Source organism: Agrococcus sp. SL85 (assembly GCF_026625845.1).
Classification (GTDB): domain Bacteria; phylum Actinomycetota; class Actinomycetes; order Actinomycetales; family Microbacteriaceae; genus Agrococcus.
Map to the genome: position 1 here is coordinate 20379 of NZ_CP113066.1, position 22033 is coordinate 42411.

Consider the following 22033-nt stretch of genomic DNA (forward strand, 5'->3'; position numbering starts at 1 on the left):
CGCAACGAAACGGTTACACGCGTGCGCGCGCCCGCGGGCGGAGGACGGCCGGCTCAGCGGCGCTGGGCGAAGGCGCTCTGGTAGAGGCAGACCGAGGCGGCCGTCGCGAGGTTCAGCGACTCCGCCTCCCCGTAGACCGGCAGGCGGACGGCGCGGTCGGCGAGCGCGAGGGTCGCGTCGTCGAGGCCGCGCGCCTCGTTGCCGAAGAGCCAGGCCGTCGGGCCCGCGAGGCCGCCGTCCCGGTCGAGGGCGACGAGGTCCTCCCCCGACACGTCGGCGGCCAGCACCGCGAGGCCCGCGCGGCGCACGGCCTCGATCGCGTCGGCGGTCTCGGCGCCGACCGCGACGTCGACGTGGAAGAGCGAGCCCGTCGTGGAGCGCACGACCTTGGGGCTGTAGGGGTCGACGGAGTTGGCGGTCACGACGACCGCCGAGGCGCCGGCCGCGTCCGCGGCGCGCAGGATGGTGCCGAGGTTCCCGGGGTCGCGCACCTCGTGGAGGATCGCGACGAGCGGATGCGGGCGCGCCGCGGCCCGGGCGACGGCCTCCTCGAGCGCCACGGGACGCTGGCGGGCGATCGCCACGACGCCCTGCGGACGCACGGTGTCGGCGATCGCGGCGAGCGCGCGCTCGGAGACCTCGGTGAGCTGCGCGTGCTCGCCCGCGCGCTCGATGAGCTCGGGGTGGCGCTCGCGCGCCTGCTGGGTCCAGAAGACCTCGACGAGCTGCGCGCCCTGCCAGCGCACCGCCTCGTCGAGGGCCGCGGGGCCCTCCAACAGGAACAGCCCGGTCTGCGACCGGGCTGCTCGCTGCTGGAGCCTCGCAGCCTCGCGCACCCTGGGTGCGCGGGGGCTGTCGAGCACGCTCAGGCCTTGGCGGCCGAGGTGTCGGCGGGGAGGGCGGCCTTCGCGGCCTCGACGAGCGTCGCGAAGGTGGCGGGCTCGTGCACGGCGAGCTCGGCCAGCATGCGGCGGTCGACCTCGATGCCCGCGAGGCCGAGGCCCTGGATGAGGCGGTTGTACGTCAGGCCGTTCTGGCGGGCAGCGGCGTTGATGCGCTGGATCCAGAGGCGGCGGAACTCGCCCTTCTTCGCCTTGCGGTCGCGGAAGGCGTAGACGCGCGAGTGGAGGATCTGCTCCTTGGCCTTGCGGTACAGGCGCGACCGCTGGCCGCGGTAGCCCTCCGCCTGCTCGAGGATGACGCGGCGCTTCTTGGCGGCGTTGACCGCGCGCTTGACACGTGCCATGGTTCTTGACTCTCTTCTTGGTTCCGGGGCCGCGTCAGCGGCCGAGCAGCTTCTTGATGACCTTGGCGTCGGCCGGAGCCAGCACCTTGTCGCGGTTGAGGCGGCGCGTCTGGACCGACGACTTGACCTCGAGGTTGTGGCGCATGCCGGCCTGCTGCTTGCGGATCTTGCCGCTGCCGGTCACCTTGAAGCGCTTCTTCGCACCGGAGTGCGTCTTCTGCTTGGGCATTCTTCTCTCCTTGTACTGGCAGCCGCGGCTAGGCCGACGGCGTCGCCTTCGGGCTCGCGGGCTTGGGCGAGCCGGTCTTGGGCGCAGCGGGCTTGCCGGGCACGGCAGGCTTCGCGGCGGGCTTGGGCGCTGCGCCGGGCGTCGCGGCCGGCTTCGCCGCTGCGGGCGAGGCGGGGGCCGCGGACGTCGACGCGGGGCGCGGGGCACCGGCCGGGCGGGGGGCGCCGGCGGGCGTGGGCCGCACCGAGCGTGCCTGCGGACGATCGCCCTGCGGCCGGTCCGAGCGCTCCGAGCGGTCAGGACGGTCGCCGCGGTCCGGGCGGTCGCCGCGGTCGGGACGGTCGCCGCGGTCGGGACGGTCGCCGCGGCCGCGCGAGGGACGGTCGATGCGCTCGCCGCGCTCGAAGCGGTCGGGGCGCTCGCTGCGCACCGGGCGCTCGCTGCGCACGAACTCGCCGATGGTCGCGGCGCCGGGGATCGCCTCGCGCGCGGGGCGCGCCGCCTCGACCTCGGCCTGGTGCGCGGCCTGGCGCTCGGCCTCGAGCCGACGCTTCTCCTGGTCGGCCTTGCGCTGCTCCTGGCGGGAGGTGTTGAGCTCAGCCTTCGCGTCCGACTTCGAGCGGATCGGGCCGATGATCATCGTCATGTTGCGGCCATCGATCGTCGGCGACGACTCGACCTGCCCGAACTCGCGGATCTCCTCGGCGAAGCGCTGCAGGAGGCGCACGCCCATCTCCGGACGCGACTGCTCGCGGCCGCGGAAGAGGATCATCGCCTTCACCTTGTCGCCGGCCTTCAGGAAGCCCTCCGCACGCTTGCGCTTCGTCTCGTAGTCGTGCTCGTCGATCTTCAGGCGGAACCGGACCTCCTTGAGGATGGTGTTCGCCTGGTTGCGACGGGCCTCCTTGGCCTTCTGCGCCTGCTCGTACTTGAACTTGCCGAAGTCCATGATCTTGACCACGGGCGGACGCGAGTTGGGCGCCACCTCGACGAGGTCGAGGTCCGCCTCTCGGGCAAGACGAAGGGCATCCTCGACCCGGACGACGCCGACCTGCTCGCCACCGGGGCCGACCAGACGGACTTCTGGGACGCGGATGCGCTCGTTGATGCGGGGATCGCTGATCGCGGGCTCCTTCTCGTTGCTTCGTGTGCGGGATGCACGGCGAACGGGGAGCCTCGCGCGGGACCTGCCTGCGCATGCTCAGCACCCTCGGACGACGTGCGCCCTGGTGCTGCTGACCCGATAGCCTGGTGCGGCTGCGGGTGGGATCGCTCCACTTTCACCTCCGGGCTGACGCCCGAAACCTGCAGAAGCCTAGCAGAGACCACTCCTCGGAGGAAGAGCGCGATGACCGACACGATGCCGCACGAGCACCACGACGACGCGATGCCGCAGGCGCGGGACATCGCGGAGGTGCCCGCCGTCGAGCTCATCAACACCGTCGCCATCCACCTCCTGAGCGCCGCCGCGGTGAAGCTCGGCCTCGGCGACGGCCCGCAGGCGCAGGAGGAGCTCGACCTCGACGAGGCGCGCAAGCTCATCAACGCCCTCGCGGGCCTCGTGACGGCCGCGGCCCCCGAGGTCGGCAGCATCCACGCCGCGCCGCTGCGCGACGGCCTGCGCTCGGTGCAGCTCGCCTTCCGCGAGGCGAGCGCGATCCCCGACGCCCCGGGCAAGGGCCCGGGCGAGAAGTTCACCGGCCCCGTCACCTGACGCGGGCCGGAGCGATCGCCCCTGCCCGCTCCCCCTGCCTGGCGCGCCCAGGCCCGGTCGGCTCAGGCGCGTCGGTCGGCGCGCGTGACCGCAACGACGGCGGGCGCGGCGAGCGGCAGCTGGGCGGGTCCGCCGTCCCACCGATGCAGCCGCACGGCGAGGCTCGCGACGCGCTCGCGCAGCAGCGCGGCCTCCCCCAGCGCGGCAGCGGCGCGCTGCACCTGCTCGGCGGCGTCCGGCGCGTCGTCGACGAGCGCGTGCGCCTCGAGCTCGGCACCCGCGAGACGGCTCGCGGGGTCGCCCGGTGCGAGCACGACCCCCTGCACGGCGGGCGCGGCGAAGAGCGCGTCGAGCACGGTCGCCTGCACCTCGGCGTCCTGCAGCGGCGAGGACCAGGGCCCGCCGACCAGCAGCGCCTCGAGCATGGGGCGCGTCAGCACGAACTCCGTCTCGGCGCCCGGGTCGACGACGACGCGGCCCGGCCCGTCGAGCGCGGCCGCGGCAGCCCGGTCGACGCCCGTCGGCACGGGGCGGGCGCGCGCGTCCCACGCCTGCATGGCCCCCACGCTCGAGAACATCGGCAGGATCGGGGCGCCGTCGGGGCCGCCGACCGTGACGATCGAGAGCTCCTGCGTCTTGTCGACGGTGCGCCCGCGCTCGTCGACACCCGTCTCTCCCGCGGCCGCGAGCAGCGGCACGAGGAGCCGCTGGCCCCGCAGCGCGTCGACCGCCGCGTCCTGCGCGGCGTCGCCCGAGCGCAGCGCTGCGACCGCGGCCTCCCAGCCCTCGGGCGCCGAGCCGTCGTCGCCCGCGAAGGCCGTGTCGTGATGCTGGAAGGAGCGGCCCTCCCAGGGCCGTCCCGCCGAGTCGGCGCCGCGGCTCACGACGACGAGGTCAGTCGCCCGCGACGTCGAGCGCCGCGGCGAGCGTGAACGCGCCCGCGTACAGCGCCTTGCCGACGATGACGCCCTCGATGCCCGCGGGCACGAGCTCGCGGAGCGCCGCGATGTCGTCGAGCGTCGAGACGCCGCCCGAGGCCACCACGGGCTTCTCGGTGCGCTCGGCCACCTGGCGCAGCAGCTCGATGTTCGGGCCCTGCAGCGTGCCGTCCTTCGTGACGTCGGTGACGACGTAGCGCGAGCAGCCGGCTGCCTCGAGGCGGTCGAGGACGTCCCACAGGTCGCCGCCGTCCTGCGTCCAGCCGCGCGCCGCGAGCGTCGTGCCGCGCACGTCGAGCCCGACCGCGATCTGGTCGCCGTACTCCGCGATGACCGACGCCGTCCACTCGGGGTTCTCGAGGGCAGCGGTGCCGAGGTTGATGCGCTTCACACCCGTGGCGAGGGCCGACTCGAGCGACGCCTCGTCGCGGATGCCGCCCGAGAGCTCGACGTGCACGCGGCCCTTCACGGCCTTGATGACCTTCTTGATGACGGCGCGGTTGTCGCCCCGGCCGAAGGCGGCGTCGAGGTCGACGAGGTGCAGCCACTCGGCGCCCTGGCGCACCCAGTCCTCAGCGGCCTCGACGGGGCTGCCGAACGAGGTCTCGGTGCCTGCCTTGCCCTGCGTGAGCCGCACGGCCTTGCCGCCCGCGACGTCGACGGCGGGCAGCAGCTGGAGCTTGGGTGACTGGTTGAAGTCGGTCATGGGGTGTTGGAGCCTTCCGGGGACGAGCCGTAGCGATGCTACTGCCGTCGGTCAGAGCGAGCGAACCCAGTTGCCGAGCAGGCGGATCCCCGCCTCGCCCGACTTCTCGGGGTGGAACTGCGTGGCCGAGAGCGGGCCGTTCTCGACGGCGGCGATGAACCGCTCGCCGTGGTGGGCCCACGTGACCTGCGGCTGCCGGATCCGCGGGTGCGGATCGATGAGCCACTCGGTCGCGGCGTAGGAGTGCACGAAGTAGAAGCGCTCGTCGCGCACGCCCTCGAAGAGCATCGAGCCCTCCGGCGCCTCGACCTCGGCCCAGCCCATGTGCGGCAGGATCGGCGCCTCGAGCCGCCGCACCACGCCCGGCCACTCGTCGAGGCCGACGACCTCGCCGCCGCCCTCCTCGCCCGTGGCGAAGAGCGCCTGCATGCCGACGCAGATGCCGAGGACGGGCCTGCCGCCCGCGAGGCGGCGTCCGATGAGCTCGCCGCCGTGGATGGCCTGGATGCCGGCCATGACGGCCGCCATCGAGCCGACCCCGGGCACGACGAGGCCGTCGGACTCGAGCACCTCGCGGCGGTCGACCGTGAGCGTCACGTCGGCCCCGGCCAGCTCGAGCGCCTTCGCGGCCGAGTGGACGTTGCCGAAGCCGTGGTCGAGCAGCGCGACGCGGGGGCGGGACGCCGTCACAGCGCTCCCTTGGTGGAGGGCACGCCGCGCACGCGCGAGTCGGGCTCGACGGCCGCGCGCATCGCGCGCGCGAGCGCCTTGAACTCGGCCTCGGCGATGTGGTGCGGGTCGCGGCCCGCGAGCACCTCGAGGTGCAGCGTGATGCGGGCGTTGAGCGCGATCGCCTCGAGCACGTGCCGCACGAGCGAGCCCGTGAAGTGGCCGCCGATGCGGTGCAGCTCGAAGCCCGCGGGCTCGCCGGAGTGCACGAGGAAGGGCCGGCCGGAGAGGTCGACGACGGCGCGCGCGAGGGCCTCGTCGAGGGGCACGGTCGCGTCGCCGTAGCGGCGCACGCCCGCCTTGTCGCCGAGCGCGTCGGCGAGCGCGAGGCCGAGCGCGATCGCGGTGTCCTCGACCGTGTGGTGGGCGTCGATGTCGGTGTCGCCGGAGGCCTCGATCGTCAGGTCGATGAGCGAGTGCTTGGCGAAGGCCGTGAGCATGTGGTCGTAGAACGGCACCGTCGTCGAGATCGACGAGGCGCCCGTGCCGTCGAGGTCGAGCGAGAGGCGGATGCTCGACTCGCTCGTCGTGCGCTCGATGGATGCGGTGCGGGCCATGGCTCGATCCTATTCGGCGGCGGATCCCGCGCCGGACAGCGCCGCCATCGCCTCGAGCAGCGCCGTGGTCTCAGCCTCGGTGCCGGCGGTGATGCGCAGCGTGCCCGGCAGACCCACGTCCCGCACGAGGATGCCGCGCGCGAGGAGCGCCTCGAAGGTGGCGCGCGGATCGTCGACGCCGCCGACGAGCACGAAGTTCGCGTCGGAGGGGTGCGGCGCGTAGCCGAGCGCCGAGAGCTCGTCGACGATGCGGTCGCGCTGGACGCGCAGCGCGTCGACGCGCGAGAGCATCTCGTCGCTGTGGCGGAGCGCCGCGACGGCGGCGGCCTGCGTGATGGCAGAGAGGTGGTACGGCAGGCGCACGAGGCGCAGCGCGTCGACGACCGCCGGGTGCGCGGCGAGGTAGCCCACGCGGATGCCCGCGAACGCGAAGGCCTTGCTCATCGTGCGCGAGACGAGCAGGCGCGGCGAGCGCTCGAGCAGCGAGAGCGCCGTCTGCGAGCGGTCGTGCGCGAACTCGGCATAGGCCTCGTCGACGAGCACGATGCCGCGCGCGGCCTCGAGCGCCGCCTCGACCACGTCGAGGCCGATGGCCGTGCCCGTGGGGTTGTTGGGGGCGCAGAGGAACACGACGTCGGGGTCGTGCTCCTCGATCGCCGACCGGACGCCCGCGGGCGTCAGCGCGAAGCCCTCCTCGCGGGGCACGCCGACGTAGGCCATGCCGACGCCGCGCGCGAGGAGCGGGTACATGGAGTACGTGGGCGTGAACGAGAGCAGCGTGCGGCCGGGTCCGCCGAAGGCCTGCAGCACGTGCTGCAGCACCTCGTTCGACCCGTTGCCGGCCCAGATCTGCTCCGGAACGACGCCGTGGCCGAGGTAGCGGGCGAAGGCGGCGCGGAGCTCGTCGAACTCCCGGTCCGGGTAGCGGTTCGCCTCGGGCAGGGCCCTCGCGATCTCCTGCACGATGTCGAGGGCGACGCCCTCGGGCACGCGGTAGGCGTTCTCGTTGACGTTGAGCCGCACGGGCACCTCCAGCTGCGGCGCGCCGTACGGCGTCAGCCCGCGGAGGTCGTCACGGATCGGGAGGTCGTCGAGGCTCGTCACCAGACCAGCCTAGGACGGCGTGCGCACCCGGGCCGCGCAGGCCCGGGCAGCGGCTCAGGAGGCGTACTCGGCGGGGATGGCGAGGCGGTCGCCCGGCTGGATCGCGCCGGCGATGCCGTTCAGCAGCTCGATCTCGGCGACGACCTCGCGCGGGTCGGCGTCGGGCGCGACCGAGAGCGCGATCTGCCACAGCGACTGGCCGGGCAGCACCGTGACCTCCTGGAAGGCCTGGGTCTCGGTGGAGCTCGAGGCGACCGCGCCGGAGACGGCCTGGCCGACGATGCCCGCGCCGCCGAGGGCGCCGAGGGCGAGGACGGGGGCTGCGACCAGCAGGGCGAGCGCGCGGCGGCCGCGCGCGGTGATGCGCAGACGGGGGCTCGGGGTGATCGCGGTGATGGTGGTCATCGCCTGCTCCTCTCGGTCTGGGGTCCGCAGGCGGTGCTCGGCCGGGAGCGCCGCCTGCGAACCTCTGTTTCGAATGTATCTTCGATCTGAGCGATGCGTCAAGCCCTGTCGCGGAGGAATGCCGCGACACGGTCGAACATCTGTGTGGTTCCTGGGCATCCGTCGGATACGCTTTCGAACCGAGAGCAGTCAAGCGCAGGCCACTGACACGCCCACCTCCGGGCGCCGACGGCAGGCGGAGCGGAGCGGGCATGACCAGGCAGCTGACCGAGAAGCAGCAGGCGATCCTGCAGGTGATCCAGCAGGCGGTGCGCCAGCGCGGCTACCCGCCGAGCTACCGCGAGATCGGCGACGCCGTCGGCCTCTCCTCGCTCTCGAGCGTCACGCACCAGCTCGGGCAGGCTCGAGCTCGCCGGCGCCATCCGCCGCGATCCCGCGCGGCCGCGCGCGATCGAGGTGCTGGTGGAGGACGAGACCGACTCGGCCGCCGGCAGCATGGAGCAGGCCACGTTCGTCCCGCTCGTCGGCCGCATCGCCGCCGGCATCCCCATCACCGCCGAGCAGCAGGTCGAGGACGTCCTGCCGCTGCCCAAGCAGCTCGTGGGCTCGGGCGGCGACCTGTTCATGCTGAACGTGGTCGGCGACTCGATGATCGACGCCGCGATCTGCGACGGCGACTGGGTCGTCGTGCGGCAGCAGCGCACCGCGGAGAACGGCGACATCGTGGCGGCCATGCTCGACGGCGAGGCGACCGTCAAGGTGTTCCGCCAGCGGGACGGCCACACCTGGCTGCTGCCGCGCAACTCCGCGTTCGAGCCCATCCTCGGCGACGAGGCCGAGGTGCTCGGCCGCGTCGTCGCCGTGCTGCGCGCCGTCTGACCGTGCCGCTCGTCCCGATCGACGGCGTGCCGACCTGGCACGACGTCGCGGGCGCGGGGGAGCCCGTCGTGCTGCTGCACGGCGGGCTCTCGCACTCCGGGGCGATGCGTCCGCTCGGCCGCCTGCTCGCCGAGCGGCGCCGCGTGCACGCCTTCGACCGGCGCGGCCACGGCGCGACGCCCCGCGCCGGCGCGCCCTTCACCTACGCGGCGATGGGCCACGAGGCCGTGCGCTTCCTCGAGGAGGTCGTGGGCGGACCCGCGCACCTCGTCGGCTGGAGCGACGGGGCGGTCGCCGCGGTGCTCGCCGCGCTCGAGCGGCCGGACCTCGTGCGCCGGATCGTCGCGATCGACCAGTACCTCGCGCTCGAGGGCGCGCCGAACCCCGAGGGCTTCGACGCGAGCATGCGAGAGCACGCGACGCGCGAGCGGCTCCGTGCCGCCTTCGCGCGCCGCTCCCCCGAGCCCCGGGCCTTCGACGCCGCGCTCGAGGACTCGCTGCGGCTCTGGCGCACCGAGCCCGCGTTCGACCTCGCACGCCTCGAGCGCCTCCGCTCCCCCGTGCTCCTGCTCACCGCGGACGACGGCGAGGTGCTGCCGGACCACGCGGCCGCGCTCGTCGCGCGGATCCCCGTCGCCGAGCACCGGACGCTGCCCGGCACGCACCTGCTGCCGCTCGAGTCGCCGGAGGCCGTCGCGGCCGCCGTCGAGGACTGGCTCGACTAGGCCGCGTCGACCACGAAGTCGCGCAGGCGACCCGCCTCGGCCTCGGTCACCATCGCGTCGATGCGCGTGCCGGCCTCGACGTAGTCCTCCTGCACCACCTCGAAGCGGTCGTGCAGGTCTGCCACGACGTCGCCCCGGTCGTAGGGCACGAGCAGCGAGACCGGCACGCTCGGCCGCGGCAGCAGGGCGGCGATCCGTCCCAGCAGCTCGTCGACGCCCTCGCCCGTCCGCGCCGAGGCGAAGACGGCGTCCGGCTGGAGGCCGCGCAGCACGAGCCGCGTGCCGTCGTCGACGAGGTCGCTCTTGTTGAAGACGACGACCTCGGGGATGTCGCGCGCGCCGGTCTCGCCGATGACGTCGCGCACCGTCTGCAGCTGCGCCGCGGGATCCGGGTGGCTCGCGTCGACGACGTGCACGACGACCTCGGACTCCGCGACCTCCTCGAGCGTCGAGCGGAAGGCCTCGACGAGCTGGTGGGGCAGGTTGCGCACGAAGCCGACCGTGTCGGCGATCGTGAACTCCCGGCCGTCCGGCGTGCGCGCGCGGCGCACGCTCGTGTCGAGCGTCGCGAACAGCGCGTTCTCGACGAGCACGCCGGCGCCCGTGATGCGGTTGAGGAGGCTCGACTTGCCTGCGTTCGTGTAGCCGGCGATCGCGACGCCCGGCACCTCGAACCGGTCGCGGTTGGCGCGCTTCGCCTGGCGCGCGGGCGCGAAGCCCTTGATCTGCCGACGCAGGCGCGCCATGCGCGTGTGGATGCGGCGGCGGTCGAGCTCGATCTTCGTCTCGCCGGGGCCGCGCGAGCCCATGCCCGCGCCCTGGCCGCCGACCTGGCCGCCGGCCTGGCGCGACATCGACTCGCCCCAGCCGCGCAGGCGCGGCAGCAGGTACTCGAGCTGCGCGAGCTCGACCTGCGCCTTGCCCTCGCGGCTCTTGGCGTGCTGGCTGAAGATGTCGAGGATCACCGCGGTGCGGTCGATGACCTTGACCTTCACCTTGTCCTCGAGCGCGCGGCGCTGGCTCGGGGCGAGCTCGGAGTCGGCGATGACGGTGTCCGCGCCCAGCTCCTTCACGACGTCGGCGAGCTCCTCGGCCTTGCCGCGGCCGACGTACGTCGCGGGGTCCGGGTTGGGGCGGCGCTGCAGGAGCCCGGCGAGCACGCTCGCGCCCGCCGTCTCGGCGAGCGCCGCGAGCTCGCGCAGCGACTGCTCGGCGTCCTCGACGGAGCCCGAGTGCACGCCCACGAGGACGACGTTCTCGAGGCGCAGCTCGCGGTACTCGACCTCGGTGACGTCCTCGAGCTCGGTGCGGAGGCCGTCGACGCGGCGCAGCGCAGCGCGGTCGGCGCGGTCGAGCTGCTCGCCGTCGCGGTCGCCGTCGGCCACGCTCGCCTGCAGCGCCTGCGCGCGCTCCGCGAGGAGCGCCTCCGAGGGCTGCGCCCACGCCAGGATGCGGTCCGTCGCGCGGCCGGCGCCCTCGCCGTCCACGGTGCCGTCCTGCGGTGCTGCCATGCTTCGTCCTTCGCTACTGTCGATCCGTGCCGGACCACTACTTCTCGCCCGATCCTGCCGCGCCCGAGGCGCTCCGCACCATCCGGGTGCCGCTCGCGGGCTCCGAGCGGGAGATGGTGACCGCCACCGGCGTCTTCTCCGGCGACCGCCTCGACGTGGGCACGTCGGTGCTCCTCGACGCCGTGCCCGCTCCGCCCGAGTCCGGCGATCTGCTGGACCTCGGCTGCGGCTGGGGGCCGATCGCGGCGACGCTCGCGCTCCGCTCCCCCGCCGCCCGCGTGTGGGCGGTCGACGTCAACGCCCGTGCGCTCTCGCTCGTGGAGCGGAATGCCGAGCTGCTCAGTCTATCGAACATCACCCCTGCGACACCAGAGCTCGTGCCCGCCGACGTGCGCTTCGCGACGATCTGGTCGAACCCGCCCATCCGCATCGGCAAGGCGCAGCTGCACGCGCTGCTCGAGGCCTGGCTCCCCCGCCTCGCACCCGACGGCACCGCGTGGCTCGTCGTGCAGAAGCATCTGGGCGCGGACTCGCTCCAGCGATGGCTCGAGGAGCGCTTCCCCGGCTTCGACGTGGAGCGGGCGACGTCGAAGAAGACGTACCGGATCCTCGCGGTCACCGCGCCGTCGGAGGGCTGAGCGGCGGCCCGCGGCGAGGCGACCCGCGGCGCGGCGACCCGCGGCGAGGCGACCTGCGGGGAGGCGGCACGCGGCGCGGCCACCCGCGGATCAGCGCGCGAGCGTCGCCTCGCCGCGCGCGACGATCTCGGCCGGGCCCGTGAGCCACGCGTGGCCGCGCTCGTCGACCTCGACCTCGAGCCGTCCGCCCGGCACGTCGACGATCCAGCGGTCGGCCGCGTCACCCGACCAGTGCCGCACCGCCATCGCGGCCGCGACCGCCCCCGTGCCGCACGAGAGCGTCTCTCCGACGCCGCGCTCGTGCACGCGCATCCGGATCGCGCCCACGCCGTCGGCGATCGCGCCCGGCACCGCGAACTCGACGTTCGCGCCGTCGGCGGGCAGCGGGTCGAGCGCGGGCGCGGCGTGCAGGTCGAGCGCCTCGAGCTCGTCCTCGCCCGCGAGGGCGACGACGACGTGGGGGTTGCCGGTGGAGACGTCGAGACCCGGTCGCGCGACGTCGAGGCCGTGGGCGGCGACGAGGCGGTCGCCGCCGAGCTCGAAGGGGCCGAGGTCGGCCGAGAGCAGCGGGCCGCGACGCTCGACGCGCTTGGTCCCGGCGCGCGTCACGATCTGGAGCACCTCGCCGTCCGCGAGGCGCACGAGGCCCTCCTCGAGCAGGTAGCGGACGAACACGCGCACGCCGTTCCCGCACATCTCGCTCGTGGTGCCGTCGGCGTTCCAGTAGTCCATGGCCCACGTGCCCGGCTCGGCGGCGTCGAGCGCCGCGTCGCCCGCGCTGCCGGCGCGCACGGCGCGGATGACGCCGTCGCCGCCGATGCCGAAGCGCCGGTCGGCGAGCGCGCGCACGCGGTCGGCATCGAGCGGCGAAGCGCCCTCGGGGTCGGCGAGCAGCACGAAGTCGTTGCCGGTGCCGTGGCCCTTCGCGAAGGCGACGGGCGGCTGCGCGGCGAGGGAGGTCATGCCTCCAGGCTACCGACCGCGCGCGCCGCGAGCTCGGCGGCGGGCAGCGGCTCGGCCGCCGGGTAGCGCTGGAACCAGGAGACCTGGCGTCGCGCGTAGCGGCGGGTCAGCGCCTGCGTGCGCGCGATCGCCTCGGCCTCGTCGATGCGGCCGTCGAGCTGGTCGAGCGCCTGCCGGTAGCCGATCGCCTGCTGCGCCGTCGTGCCGCGCTCGATGCCGGCCTCGCGCAGCGTGCGCACCTCGTCGAGCATCCCCTCGGCCCACATGCGCTCCACGCGCGCGTCGAGCCGCTGCACGAGCTCGTCGCGGGGCGTGCGCTCGTGCTGGATGATCGTCGGCCGCGCGAGCGACTCCTCCGCGGGGAGGCCCACGCGGAAGGGCTCGCCCGTGAGGGTCACGGCCTCGAGCGCGCGCACGAGGCGGCGGCCGTTGTGCGGCCCGATCGCCTCGGCCGCCGCCGGGTCGACCGCCTCGAGGCGCGCGTGCATCGCGGCGGCGCCCGTGACCGTCAGCTCGGCCTCGAGCCGGGCGCGCAGCGCCTCGTCGGTGGCGGGGAAGGCGAAGTCGTAGAGGACGCTCGAGGCGTACAGGCCCGAGCCGCCGACGAGGATCGGCACGGCCCCGCGCGCCTCGATGCCCGCGACGGCGGCGAGCGCCGCCTCGCGGTAGGCGGCGACCGCCGCGTCCTGCCACGGGTCCAGCACGTCGAGCAGGTGGTGCGGATGCCCCGCGCGCTCGGCCTCCGTCGCCTTGGCCGTGCCGACGTCCATGCCGCGGTAGAGCTGCATCGCGTCGCAGTTCACCACCTCGGCGCGCGCGCCGAGCGCCGCCACCGCATCCGCGATCGCGATCGAGCGCGCCGTCTTGCCGGTGCCGGTGGCGCCGACGACGGCGATGAGCGTCACGCGCCGATGCGGAGGGTCGGCAGGCCGAGCGAGACGGCGCCGCCCTGGACGGCGCCGCCGGCACCCGCGCCGACCGCCGGGACCGCGCAGGAGTCGGCCTGCGCGCGGTCCCACGCGTCGCCCGAGCGCGTGCGGCGCACGTGCTGCACGCCGGCGTCGGCGAGGAGGTGGAACGGTGCAGCCTGCGTGATCTCGACCGTGGCGACGTCGCCAGGGCGCGGCTGCGCATCGCCTGGCGCGAAGTGCACGAGGCGGTTGTCCTCGGCGCGGCCCGAGAGGCGGTGCGTCTCGGCGTCCTTCTTGCCCTCGCCGATCGCGACCAGCACGTCGACGGTGCGGCCGACCTGGCGTCGGTTCTCCTCGGCCGAGATGCGGTCCTGGAGCGCGATGAGCCGCTCGAAGCGCTCCTGCACGACCTCCTTCGGCACCTGGTCGGGCATCGTGGCCGCGGGGGTGCCCGGGCGGATCGAGTACTGGAAGGTGAAGGCCGACGCGAAGCGCGAGGCCTCGACGACGCGCAGGGTGTCCTCGAAGTCCTCGTCGGTCTCGCCGGGGAACCCGACGATGAGGTCGGTCGTGATGGCCGCGTGCGGGATGCGCTCGCGCACGCGGTCGAGGATGCCGAGGAACCGCGTCGACCGGTAGGAGCGGCGCATCGCCTTCAGCACGCGGTCGGAGCCTGACTGCAGGGGCATGTGCAGCTGCGGCATCACCGCGGGCGTCTCGGCCATCGCGTCGATGACGTCGTCGGTGAAGGCGGCGGGGTGCGGGCTCGTGAAGCGGATGCGCTCGAGGCCGTCGATCTCGCCTGCGGCGCGCAGCAGCTTGCCGAAGGCCAGGCGGTCGCCGAACTCGACACCGTAGGAGTTGACGTTCTGGCCCAGCAGCGTGACCTCGATCGCGCCGTCGTCGACGAGCGCCTGCACCTCGGCGAGCACCTCGCCCGGGCGGCGGTCGCGCTCCTTGCCGCGGAGCGAGGGCACGATGCAGAACGTGCAGGTGTTGTTGCAGCCGACCGAGATCGAGACCCAGCCGGCGTAGGTCGACTCGCGCTTCGTCGGCAGCGTCGACGGGAAGACCTCGAGCGACTCGAGGATCTCGACCTGCGCCTCGTCGTTGTGGCGGCTGCGCTCGAGCAGCGCCGGCAGCGAGCCCATGTTGTGGGTGCCGAAGACGACGTCGACCCAGGGCGCGCGCTCGACGATCGTGGCGCGGTCCTTCTGCGCCAGGCAGCCGCCGACCGCGATCTGGAAGCCGGGCCGCTCGCGCTTCGTCTTCGCGAGGTGGCCGAGGTGCCCGTAGAGCTTCGTGTCGGCGTTCTCGCGCACGGCGCAGGTGTTGATGACGACGACGTCAGGGGCGCCGTCGACGGCTTCGGCGTAGCCTGCGTCCTCGAGCGATCCGCGCATCCGCTCGGAGTCGTGGACGTTCATCTGGCACCCGAAGGTCTTCACCTCGTAGGTGCGCACCGGAGCGATCGCGGACATGCTCCGAGGGTACCGGCGGCGGTGCCGGGACGTGCGACGGCGGACCGCCCCGCGGGGGCGGTCCGCCGTCGTGGATCGCAGCGCTGCGGGGCGCTCAGCCCTGCGAGGCGCTCAGCTCGTAGTCGCCGCCGTCGGTGCCCTGGCCGCTCAGCTCCATCGAGCCGTCGGCCGCGCTGCCCGAGAGCGTGACGTCGAAGGACTCCTGGCCCGTCTCGTCGACGGAGATCTGCGTGATCGTCATCTCGATCGTGTCGCCGTCCTGCGACCAGACGTCGGCCGGCGAGTCGAACGTGTCGCCCGCCCAGTCGGAGAAGTCGATCGTGCCGTCCTCGTTGAGGGTGAAGGCGATGTCGGAGACCTGGCCGTTGAAGTCGCCGGTCCACGAGGTGCCCGCGAGGTCGGCGGTGTCGCCGCTGCCGTCGTCCGAGCCGCCGTCGGGCTCGGTGGTGGCGTCGGTGCCGGTGGTGGCACCGCCCATCGGGGGCAGCTGGAAGCAGCCCGTGAGGGCGAGGAGGGACACGGCGGCGATTGCCGGGACAGCGAGCATCCTGGAGGTCTTCATAGCGGGAACGTAGCCGGGCGCCGCTTCGCCTACCTGGATGCCTGCTGAGGCTTGCGGGCGAGCGCGCTCGGCTCGCCCGCCATGCCGTCAGCGGAAGCGAGGCCCCCGTGGCCGCGTGCGCTCGATGGCCATGCGCACCGCGCCGCCGCCGAAGCCCCGCCGCTGCAGGAAGCCCGCGAGCCTGCGCTCCGCGGTCTCGTCGTCGAGCGAGCCCATGCGGCGGCGCCGATCGGCAGCGGCCTCGATCGCGCGCTCGAGCTCGTCGCCGTCGTCGGGACGCTCGAGCACCTCGGGATCGAGGCCGCGGCGACGGAGCTCGGCGGCGACGCCGCGCTCCCCCAGCTGCTTGCGCTCGCGCAGGCGCTCGGCGAGGTCCTGCGCGAGCTGCGCGTCGTCGACGAGGCCCTCGCGCTCGAGGCGGTCGAGGACGGCCTCGCGCACCTCGGGCTCGACCTCGCGCCGCTCGAGCGCGCGATCGAGCTCCTGCCGGCTCGCGGCCCGGCGGCCGAGGGCGCGGAGCGCGATCGAGCGCGCCGACTCCTCGTCCGGCGGCGCCGACGGCGCGTCGCGCTCGTCGGATGCGGCCGAGGCCCCGTCCTGCTGGACGGGGCCTCGTGCGTCGTCGTCCTTGCTGGCGATCCAGGCGGAGAGCTCGACGACGCCTGCCATGCGATCGGGCTCGCTCACGCGCCCTTGCGCTCCTCGCGACGGGCGTCGAGGGACTCGACCTGCGCCTGCGCCTGCGCCTGCGCCGCCTTGCCCTCGGCGCCGATGCCGAGCTTGCCCAGGATCTGGCGCTCGATGTCGGCGGCGATGTCAGGGTTCTTCAGCAGGAAGTTGCGGGCGTTCTCCTTGCCCTGGCCGAGCTGGTCGCCGTCGTACGTGTACCAGGCGCCCGACTTGCGGACGATGCCGTGCTCGACGCCGAAGTCGATGAGGCTGCCCTCGCGCGAGACGCCGACGCCGTAGAGGATGTCGAACTCGGCCTGCTTGAACGGCGGCGCCATCTTGTTCTTCACGACCTTGACGCGCGTGCGGTTGCCGACCGCCTCTGCGCCGTCCTTCAGGGTCTCGATGCGACGGATGTCGAGGCGCACCGAGGCGTAGAACTTCAGCGCCTTGCCGCCCGCGGTGGTCTCGGGGCTGCCGAAGAAGACGCCGATCTTCTCGCGCAGCTGGTTGATGAAGATCATCGTGGTCTGCGTCTGGTTGAGGCCACCGGTGAGCTTGCGCAGCGCCTGCGACATGAGGCGGGCCTGCAGGCCGACGTGGCTGTCGCCCATCTCGCCCTCGATCTCGGCGCGCGGCACGAGCGCAGCGACCGAGTCGACCACGACGAGGTCGATCGAGCCGGAGCGCACGAGCATGTCGGCGATCTCGAGCGCCTGCTCGCCCGTGTCGGGCTGCGAGACGAGCAGCGCGTCGATGTCGACGCCGAGCTTGCGGGCGTACTCCGGGTCGAGCGCGTGCTCGGCGTCGATGAAGGCGGCGATGCCGCCGTTGCGCTGGGCGTTCGCGATCGCGTGGAGCGTGAGCGTGGTCTTGCCCGAGGACTCCGGGCCGTAGATCTCGATGATGCGGCCGCGCGGGAGGCCGCCGATGCCGAGCGCTACGTCGAGGGCGATGGAACCGGTGGGGATGACCTCGACGGGGGCGCGCTCCTCGCTGCCGAGGCGCATCACCGTCCCCTTGCCGAACTGGCGGTCGATCTGCGCGAGCGCCGCCTCGAGCGACTTCTCGCGGTCTGCGGGTGTGGGCATTGCTGGCCTTCCGTTGGTGGGATGCGCTCACGGTACGTCGGGCCACCGACATGCGGGCGGCCACCGGCACCGCCTGTGGAGACGGGACCGTCGGACCCCTCCAGCGTACGCCTCGTTCGAACGGATCTTCGAACGGCGATGCGGCGTGTCGGCTCGGCTCGTGCCGCGCGGCGAGCGCCTCAGGCGCGCGGGTCGCGCAGCCCCCTGCCGTGGCGGCGGTCGGCCGGCACGTCCTGCGACTCGCAGAGCGCCGCCCAGACCTCGCGCGCGGGCACGCCGCCGCGGAGCGCCTCGGCGCCGGTCCGGCCGCCCAGGCGCTCGAGCACGAGGTCCGCGAGCAGGACGGCGCCCAGGGCGCCGAACTCCTCGCGGACCGCGATCTGCAGCTCGCTCCCGCGCATCGCCTACCGGACGGCCGCGTCGAACTCCGCGACGAGCCTCGTCGGGCAGCGTGTCGGGCACCGAGCCCAGCGTCGTGAGCGGAGCGTCGAGCTCCGCGAACGTCAGGCCCTCGAGCACTGCGAGACGGTCCCCCACCTCTCGCAGGATGCTCGACAGCGGCACCTCGAGCGCCTCGGCCACCGAGGCGAGGATCTCGCTCGAGGCCTCCTTCTGCCCGCGCTCCACCTCGCTCAGGTAGCCGAGCGCGACGGAGGCCCGCGATGCGACCTGCCGCAGGGTCCTGCCCTGCCGCAGGCGGACGTCGCGCAGCACGTCGCCGATCTCCTGTCGAACCAGCACCATGGTCTCCCCCTCCACCGTGGTCGGATGCCCCAGCCTAGTCCGCAGGACCTGCGGCTCCTCCGGGGCGCGTACCGATGACAACACCCATCCGAGCGGACGCATTCCGCAGCAGCCCCGGTTCAGGGTGTGGATCCGCTGTGGGGGCCGTCGGGCGCGAGATCGTCGCGGTCGAGCGCCTCGAGGAGCAGCTCGAGCGCCGCCCGGACCGCCGCCTCGCGCACGGCCGACCGGTCGCCGTCGACGGCGCGCGACGCCGCGCTGACGGCGCGGCCGGTCGCAACGCGCGCCTCGAGCCCGACGTGGAACTCGCCCGGCGCATGCCCGTCCTGCGGATCGGGGCCCGCGACGCCCGTCGTCGCGACACCGATGGTGCACGCTGCGCGGTCGATCGCCGCGAGCTCCCGCGCGCCGCGCGCCATCGCGACCGCGACCTCCGGATCGACCGGCCCGCGCTCGCGGAGCAGCGCCGCGGGCACGTGGAGCACCGAGCCCTTCATCTCGGTCGCGTAGGCGACGACCCCGAGGCGCAGCACCGCGGACGCGCCGGGGACCCCGACGAGCGCCGCCGCGAGCGCGCCGCCCGTGAGCGACTCGGCGACGGCGAGCGTCGCGCCGCGCTCGATCGCGCGGAGGACGGCGCGCTCGGCGAGCGCCTCGACGCCCGCGTGCTCGGTCACCGCCGGCTCCGCGCCGCCTGCACCGCGAACTCCAGCCCCGAGTAGATCGTGAGCGCCACCGCGACCGACATCGTCGCGACGCAGACCCAGTGGCCCCACTCGCCCACCCAGGCCTGCAGCGGCAGGAGCGCGAGCGGCAGCGCGATGCCCTGCGCCATCGTCTTCGCCTTGCCTGCCCAGTCCGCCGCGATCACGACCTGCGTCGCGACGACGAGCCGGTAGAGCGTGATGCCGACCTCGCGCACGAGGACGACGGCCGTGATCCACCAGTCGAGCTCGCCGAGGATCGACAGCACGACGAAGGCGCTGCCGGTGATCGCCTTGTCGGCGATCGGGTCGACGAGCTTGCCGAGGTCGGTCACGAGGTTCCTGCCGCGCGCGATCCAGCCGTCGACGAAGTCGGTGGCGATGAGCACCGCGAACAGCACCGCCGCGGCCGTGCGCGCGGCGCCCGGCTCCGGGTTCGCGAGCGCGACGGCGATGAAGACCGGCGTCAGCAGGATGCGGACGAAGGAGATGAGGTTCGGCACGCTCAGGACGCTGGCCGGGGCATCGCCCCGCGCCCAGATGCGACCGCGGAGCGGGCTGAGGATCCCCATGCGGCCCAGGCTACCCGCGCGTCCCGAGCGTCAGTCGCGCCCGGTCAGGGACCAGGCGTCCTCGTCGTCGCCCTCGGCCTCCACGACCTCGAGCCCGTCGCGGTTCGCCTCGTCGAAGGGGTCCGCGTAGCGGTCGTCCGAATCGACCCACGCCTCGCCCTCGTCGTCGCCGGCGGCGGCCGCGCCCGCTGCACCGGCTCCCACCACGGCGGCGCTCGTCCCGGCAGGGGCGGCGGCAGCGGGCGCCGACGGCGCGGGCGCAGGGCCCTCGCCGCGCAGCGACGCGAGCACGGCCGCGAGGCCGTCCGGCGGCACGAGCACGTCGCGCGCCTTCGAGCCCTCCGAGGGGCCGACGATCTCGCGCGACTCCATCAGGTCCATGAGGCGGCCCGCCTTCGCGAAGCCGACGCGCAGCTTGCGCTGCAGCATCGAGGTCGAGCCGAACTGGGTCGAGACGACGAGCTCTGCCGCTGCGCACAGGTCCTCGAGGTCGTCGCCGATGTCGGCGTCGATCTCGCGCTTCTCGGCGACCTCCGCGACGTCGTCGCGGTACTCCGGCTGGGCCTGGCCCGTGACGTGCTGCACGACGCGCTGGATCTCGGCCTCGTCGACCCAGGCCCCCTGCACGCGCATCGACTTGTTGGCGCCCATGGGCAGGAACAGGCCGTCGCCCTGGCCGATGAGCTTGTCGGCGCCCGGCTGGTCGAGGATGACGCGGGAGTCGGTGACCGACGACACCGCGAACGCGAAGCGCGAGGGCACGTTGGCCTTGATGAGGCCCGTCACGACGTCGACCGAGGGACGCTGCGTCGCGAGCACGAGGTGGATGCCGGCCGCGCGGGCGAGCTGCGTGATGCGGACGATCGAGTCCTCGACGTCGCGCGGTGCCACCATCATGAGGTCGGCGAGCCTCGTCGACGACGACGAGCAGGTACGGGTAGGGCTTCAGCGTGCGCTGGCTGCCGGCGGGCAGCACGATCTCGTCGTTGCGGACCGCGGCGTTGAAGTCGTCGATGTGCTTGTAGCCGAACGACGCGAGGTCGTCGTACCGCATGTCCATCTCCTTCACGACCCACTGCAGCGCCTCGGCGGCCTTCTTGGGGTTCGTGATGATGGGCGTGATGAGGTGCGGCACGCCCTGGTAGGCGGTGAGCTCGACGCGCTTCGGGTCGACGAGCACCATGCGCACCTCGGCGGGCGTCGCGCGCATGAGAAGGCTCGTGATCATCGAGTTGACGAACGACGACTTGCCGGAGCCCGTGGAGCCCGCGACGAGGAGGTGCGGCATCTTCGCGAGGTTCGCGACGACGAAGCCGCCCTCGACGTCCTTGCCGATGCCGATCGTCATCGGGTGGCGCGACTCGCCGGCCGCGCGCGAGCGCAGCACGTCGCCGAGCTTCACCGTCTCGCGGTCGGGGTTCGGGATCTCGATGCCGATGGCGCTCTTGCCGGGGATGGGCGAGAGGATGCGCACCTCGTTCGACGCGACGGCGTAGGAGAGGTTCTTCGACAGCGCGGTGACGCGCTCGACCTTCACGCCGGGCGCGACCTCGATCTCGTAGCGCGTGACCGTCGGGCCGCGGGAGAACCCGGTGACCTTCGCGTCGACGTTGAAGGACGACAGCACCTGCGTGATGGCGGCGACGATCTCGTCGTTCGCCGCCGAGCGCGCCTTCGGGGCGTCGCCCTGCCCCAGCGAGGCGATCGACGGGAGGCGGTAGGGGCGCTCCCGGCGGGGCGCCTGCGCAGCGGGCGCGGCGGGCAGCTCCGGCTGCTCGCCCGTCGTGCGCGCAATGGCCGCCTCGGCCTGCTCGAGCGATGCGAGCACCTCCGTGGCGTACTCGTCGTGCTCGCGCGGCGAGACGGCGGGCGCCTCCTCCGGCTCGACGGCGACCCCGAAGAGCGACTCCATGGACGCCGTGCCGGCGTCGGGGTCGACCTCGTCGCGGTCGACCTGGTCGCGATCGACGAGCACCGGGCTGTCGTAGGCGGGGTCGACCTCGCGGCCCGTGCTGTTGCGGCGCCAGAACGGCAGGTCGTCGCCGTCCTCGACGACCTCGTCCTCCGCCTCGGCCGTGCGTGCGGCCCTGCGCTCCTCGCGGCGCGCGCGGCGCGCCTCGTCGCGCTCCTCCTGCGTCGCTGCGTCGAGCCCGAAGAGGTAGGCGTAGAGGTCCTGCAGGCGCTCGGGGATGCGGGTGGGCGCGGTCGCGGTGATCACGAGGACCGAGAGCAGCGCGATGAGCCCGGCGACGATGCCGGCGCCGACCGGCGCGATGAGCGCCGCGAGCGGGGCCGCGAAGACCCAGCCGAGGATGCCGCCCGCGTCGGCCAGGGCCGGCATGCCGAGCGAGGCGTCGGGCATGCCGAGCAGCACGTGGCAGAGGCCCGCGACGGCCATGAGCAGCATCGCGAGGCCGACGCCGACGCGGCCGTTGTCGCTCACTGAGGCGGGATGGCGGAACATCCAGAGCGCGAGGAGGACGAAGACGACCGGCAGTGCGATCGCGACCTGCCCGAAGAGGCCCCCGAGCGTGTAGGCCGAGATCGCCTGCGCGACCTGGTTCGCGGGCAGGATCCACTCGACCACGGCCCCGGCGATCGCGAGCAGCGTGAGCAGGAAGGGCACGCCGTCGCGGCGCTCGTCCTTCTCGAGCGACTCGCGCCCGAAGACACGGGCCGCGCCGCCCGTCGCGTGCGCGAGCGCCATCCAGGCGCGCTGGCCGGCGCCCGGCCCCGTCTCCTCGAAGGTCGGCTGGACCTTCGTGGCGCGGGTCGTGCGCTGCGTCGGGGACGTGCGCGGGGCGCGCCCGGTGGAGCTCCCCTTCGAGGAGCCCTTGCCGGAGGCGCCGCCGCGCGGCGGCTTCGTGCTCGTGGCCATGCGCACACCCTAGGCGCGGCCGCCCCGCGGGCCCGGGAGGCGCTCCGTCGAACGCAGGAGCGCGCCGCCCCCGTGGA

Annotated in this window: 24 protein-coding genes and 4 pseudogenes; 6 read left to right on the forward strand and 22 right to left on the reverse strand. The window is 74.1% G+C overall.

All coding sequences use genetic code 11. The features are described 5' to 3' along the window. Window positions 1-53: 53 nt before the first annotated feature. The 4 genes and pseudogenes from OVA14_RS00080 to infC all read right to left on the reverse strand — a co-directional run. Window positions 54-863 (reverse strand): TrmH family RNA methyltransferase, encoded by an 810-nt coding sequence (locus OVA14_RS00080; RefSeq protein WP_267504315.1) that lies wholly within the window; start codon window positions 861-863, stop codon window positions 54-56. A gap of 2 nt (window positions 864-865) precedes the next feature. After that, window positions 866-1246 carry a 50S ribosomal protein L20 gene (gene rplT, locus OVA14_RS00085; protein WP_267504316.1) on the reverse strand — a complete coding sequence of 127 codons (381 nt, stop codon included), beginning with the start codon at window positions 1244-1246 and terminating at the stop codon, window positions 866-868. 34 nt (window positions 1247-1280) lie between these two features. Next, window positions 1281-1475 (reverse strand): 50S ribosomal protein L35, encoded by a 195-nt coding sequence (gene rpmI / locus OVA14_RS00090; protein ID WP_188718138.1) that lies wholly within the window; start codon window positions 1473-1475, stop codon window positions 1281-1283. A 520-nt stretch (window positions 1476-1995) separates the two neighbouring features. Beyond that, window positions 1996-2598 (reverse strand): annotated as a pseudogene (gene infC / locus OVA14_RS13640) (translation initiation factor IF-3); the annotation flags it as partial. Between the two features lie 225 nt (window positions 2599-2823). Between infC and OVA14_RS00100 the strand changes: the two are divergent. Further along, window positions 2824-3189, forward strand: coding sequence for a DUF1844 domain-containing protein (locus tag OVA14_RS00100; protein ID WP_267504317.1), 366 nt, complete (start codon window positions 2824-2826; stop codon window positions 3187-3189). Between the two features lie 62 nt (window positions 3190-3251). On the opposite strand, the gene OVA14_RS00105 is transcribed toward OVA14_RS00100, so the two are convergent. The 6 genes from OVA14_RS00105 to OVA14_RS00130 are packed head-to-tail and all read right to left on the reverse strand — an operon-like array spanning window position 3252 to window position 7628. After that, the gene (locus tag OVA14_RS00105; protein ID WP_267504318.1) at window positions 3252-4073 is read right to left on the reverse strand and encodes an SseB family protein; all 822 of its coding nucleotides are present in this window, start codon (window positions 4071-4073) and stop codon (window positions 3252-3254) included. A 10-nt stretch (window positions 4074-4083) separates the two neighbouring features. Further along, window positions 4084-4833, reverse strand: coding sequence for a bifunctional 1-(5-phosphoribosyl)-5-((5-phosphoribosylamino)methylideneamino)imidazole-4-carboxamide isomerase/phosphoribosylanthranilate isomerase PriA (gene priA, locus OVA14_RS00110; RefSeq protein WP_267504319.1), 750 nt, complete (start codon window positions 4831-4833; stop codon window positions 4084-4086). A gap of 51 nt (window positions 4834-4884) precedes the next feature. Continuing rightward, window positions 4885-5523: an imidazole glycerol phosphate synthase subunit HisH gene (gene hisH / locus OVA14_RS00115; protein ID WP_267504320.1), complete on the reverse strand. Its 639-nt coding sequence runs from the start codon at window positions 5521-5523 to the stop codon at window positions 4885-4887. After that, complete coding sequence (gene hisB, locus OVA14_RS00120; protein WP_267504321.1) at window positions 5520-6119, reverse strand: imidazoleglycerol-phosphate dehydratase HisB; 600 nt, start codon at window positions 6117-6119, stop codon at window positions 5520-5522. The genes hisH and hisB overlap by 4 nt, the downstream gene beginning before the upstream one ends. A 9-nt stretch (window positions 6120-6128) precedes the next feature. Next, window positions 6129-7226: a histidinol-phosphate transaminase gene (locus OVA14_RS00125; RefSeq protein WP_420710629.1), complete on the reverse strand. Its 1098-nt coding sequence runs from the start codon at window positions 7224-7226 to the stop codon at window positions 6129-6131. Between the two features lie 51 nt (window positions 7227-7277). Continuing rightward, window positions 7278-7628: a hypothetical protein gene (locus OVA14_RS00130; RefSeq protein WP_267504323.1), complete on the reverse strand. Its 351-nt coding sequence runs from the start codon at window positions 7626-7628 to the stop codon at window positions 7278-7280. A 251-nt stretch (window positions 7629-7879) separates the two neighbouring features. Here OVA14_RS00130 and OVA14_RS13645 point away from each other — a divergent pair. The 3 genes and pseudogenes from OVA14_RS13645 to OVA14_RS00140 all read left to right on the forward strand — a co-directional run. Then, window positions 7880-8094: pseudogene (locus OVA14_RS13645) on the forward strand (LexA family protein); the annotation flags it as partial. After that, window positions 8079-8507, forward strand: coding sequence for a transcriptional repressor LexA (gene lexA / locus OVA14_RS00135; protein WP_420710630.1), 429 nt, complete (start codon window positions 8079-8081; stop codon window positions 8505-8507). The pseudogene OVA14_RS13645 and the gene lexA, both read left to right, overlap by 16 nt. Before the next feature lie 2 nt (window positions 8508-8509). Next, the gene (locus OVA14_RS00140) at window positions 8510-9232 is read left to right on the forward strand and encodes an alpha/beta fold hydrolase (protein WP_267504324.1); all 723 of its coding nucleotides are present in this window, start codon (window positions 8510-8512) and stop codon (window positions 9230-9232) included. On the opposite strand, the gene hflX is transcribed toward OVA14_RS00140, so the two are convergent. Beyond that, window positions 9229-10743, reverse strand: a complete 1515-nt coding sequence (gene hflX, locus OVA14_RS00145) for a GTPase HflX (RefSeq protein WP_267504325.1) — start codon at window positions 10741-10743, stop codon at window positions 9229-9231. The genes OVA14_RS00140 and hflX overlap by 4 nt on opposite strands. A gap of 26 nt (window positions 10744-10769) precedes the next feature. Between hflX and OVA14_RS00150 the strand changes: the two genes are divergently transcribed. Then, window positions 10770-11381: a class I SAM-dependent methyltransferase gene (locus OVA14_RS00150; protein WP_267504326.1), complete on the forward strand. Its 612-nt coding sequence runs from the start codon at window positions 10770-10772 to the stop codon at window positions 11379-11381. Window positions 11382-11471: 90 nt separating this feature from the next. Here the strand turns inward: OVA14_RS00150 and dapF are convergent, their stop codons facing one another. The 11 genes and pseudogenes from dapF to OVA14_RS00205 all read right to left on the reverse strand — a co-directional run bounded on the left by dapF (window position 11472) and on the right by OVA14_RS00205 (window position 21785). Further along, entirely contained in the window at window positions 11472-12344 is an 873-nt protein-coding gene (gene dapF, locus OVA14_RS00155; protein WP_267504327.1) for a diaminopimelate epimerase, read from the reverse strand. Further along, window positions 12341-13249, reverse strand: a complete 909-nt coding sequence (miaA, locus tag OVA14_RS00160; protein WP_267504328.1) for a tRNA (adenosine(37)-N6)-dimethylallyltransferase MiaA — start codon at window positions 13247-13249, stop codon at window positions 12341-12343. The genes dapF and miaA overlap by 4 nt, the downstream gene beginning before the upstream one ends. Further along, complete coding sequence (gene miaB, locus OVA14_RS00165) at window positions 13246-14736, reverse strand: tRNA (N6-isopentenyl adenosine(37)-C2)-methylthiotransferase MiaB (RefSeq protein ID WP_267504329.1); 1491 nt, start codon at window positions 14734-14736, stop codon at window positions 13246-13248. Before miaB ends, miaA begins: the two co-directional genes overlap by 4 nt. A 94-nt stretch (window positions 14737-14830) precedes the next feature. Beyond that, complete coding sequence (locus OVA14_RS00170) at window positions 14831-15298, reverse strand: hypothetical protein (protein ID WP_267504330.1); 468 nt, start codon at window positions 15296-15298, stop codon at window positions 14831-14833. An 87-nt stretch (window positions 15299-15385) separates the two neighbouring features. Next, complete coding sequence (locus OVA14_RS00175; RefSeq protein WP_267504331.1) at window positions 15386-15985, reverse strand: regulatory protein RecX; 600 nt, start codon at window positions 15983-15985, stop codon at window positions 15386-15388. Next, on the reverse strand, window positions 15982-17058 hold the full coding sequence (gene recA, locus OVA14_RS00180) for a recombinase RecA (RefSeq protein WP_267504332.1): 1077 nt from the start codon (window positions 17056-17058) through the stop codon (window positions 15982-15984). Before recA ends, OVA14_RS00175 begins: the two co-directional genes overlap by 4 nt. Before the next feature lie 179 nt (window positions 17059-17237). Then, window positions 17238-17459, reverse strand: coding sequence for a DUF3046 domain-containing protein (locus tag OVA14_RS00185; RefSeq protein WP_267504333.1), 222 nt, complete (start codon window positions 17457-17459; stop codon window positions 17238-17240). 37 nt (window positions 17460-17496) lie between these two features. Continuing rightward, window positions 17497-17802: pseudogene (locus OVA14_RS00190) on the reverse strand (helix-turn-helix domain-containing protein); the annotation flags it as partial. 119 nt (window positions 17803-17921) lie between these two features. Then, window positions 17922-18479 (reverse strand): CinA family protein, encoded by a 558-nt coding sequence (locus OVA14_RS00195; protein ID WP_267504334.1) that lies wholly within the window; start codon window positions 18477-18479, stop codon window positions 17922-17924. Next, window positions 18476-19078 carry a CDP-diacylglycerol--glycerol-3-phosphate 3-phosphatidyltransferase gene (gene pgsA, locus OVA14_RS00200; protein WP_267504335.1) on the reverse strand — a complete coding sequence of 201 codons (603 nt, stop codon included), beginning with the start codon at window positions 19076-19078 and terminating at the stop codon, window positions 18476-18478. The genes OVA14_RS00195 and pgsA overlap by 4 nt, the downstream gene beginning before the upstream one ends. Window positions 19079-19108: 30 nt before the next feature. Further along, a pseudogene (locus OVA14_RS00205) lies at window positions 19109-21785 on the reverse strand (DNA translocase FtsK). Between OVA14_RS00205 and OVA14_RS00210 the strand changes: the two are divergent. Continuing rightward, window positions 21688-21969: a hypothetical protein gene (locus OVA14_RS00210; protein ID WP_267505608.1), complete on the forward strand. Its 282-nt coding sequence runs from the start codon at window positions 21688-21690 to the stop codon at window positions 21967-21969. The pseudogene OVA14_RS00205 and the gene OVA14_RS00210 overlap by 98 nt on opposite strands. The last annotated feature ends 64 nt before the right edge of the window (window positions 21970-22033 follow it).

What these genes read in the sequence shown, in the direction of transcription:
- rplT (WP_267504316.1), bottom strand. Translation starts at nt 1,246, where the DNA reads ATGGCACGTGTCAAGCGCGCGGTCAACGCCGCCAAGAAGCGCCGCGTC.
- rpmI (WP_188718138.1), bottom strand. Translation starts at nt 1,475, where the DNA reads ATGCCCAAGCAGAAGACGCACTCCGGTGCGAAGAAGCGCTTCAAGGTG.
- OVA14_RS00100 (WP_267504317.1), top strand. Translation starts at nt 2,824, where the DNA reads ATGACCGACACGATGCCGCACGAGCACCACGACGACGCGATGCCGCAG.
- priA (WP_267504319.1), bottom strand. Translation starts at nt 4,833, where the DNA reads ATGACCGACTTCAACCAGTCACCCAAGCTCCAGCTGCTGCCCGCCGTC.
- hisB (WP_267504321.1), bottom strand. Translation starts at nt 6,119, where the DNA reads ATGGCCCGCACCGCATCCATCGAGCGCACGACGAGCGAGTCGAGCATC.
- OVA14_RS00130 (WP_267504323.1), bottom strand. Translation starts at nt 7,628, where the DNA reads ATGACCACCATCACCGCGATCACCCCGAGCCCCCGTCTGCGCATCACC.
- hflX (WP_267504325.1), bottom strand. Translation starts at nt 10,743, where the DNA reads ATGGCAGCACCGCAGGACGGCACCGTGGACGGCGAGGGCGCCGGCCGC.
- dapF (WP_267504327.1), bottom strand. Translation starts at nt 12,344, where the DNA reads ATGACCTCCCTCGCCGCGCAGCCGCCCGTCGCCTTCGCGAAGGGCCAC.
- miaB (WP_267504329.1), bottom strand. Translation starts at nt 14,736, where the DNA reads ATGTCCGCGATCGCTCCGGTGCGCACCTACGAGGTGAAGACCTTCGGG.
- OVA14_RS00170 (WP_267504330.1), bottom strand. Translation starts at nt 15,298, where the DNA reads ATGAAGACCTCCAGGATGCTCGCTGTCCCGGCAATCGCCGCCGTGTCC.
- recA (WP_267504332.1), bottom strand. Translation starts at nt 17,058, where the DNA reads ATGCCCACACCCGCAGACCGCGAGAAGTCGCTCGAGGCGGCGCTCGCG.
- OVA14_RS00185 (WP_267504333.1), bottom strand. Translation starts at nt 17,459, where the DNA reads ATGCGCGGGAGCGAGCTGCAGATCGCGGTCCGCGAGGAGTTCGGCGCC.
- pgsA (WP_267504335.1), bottom strand. Translation starts at nt 19,078, where the DNA reads ATGGGGATCCTCAGCCCGCTCCGCGGTCGCATCTGGGCGCGGGGCGAT.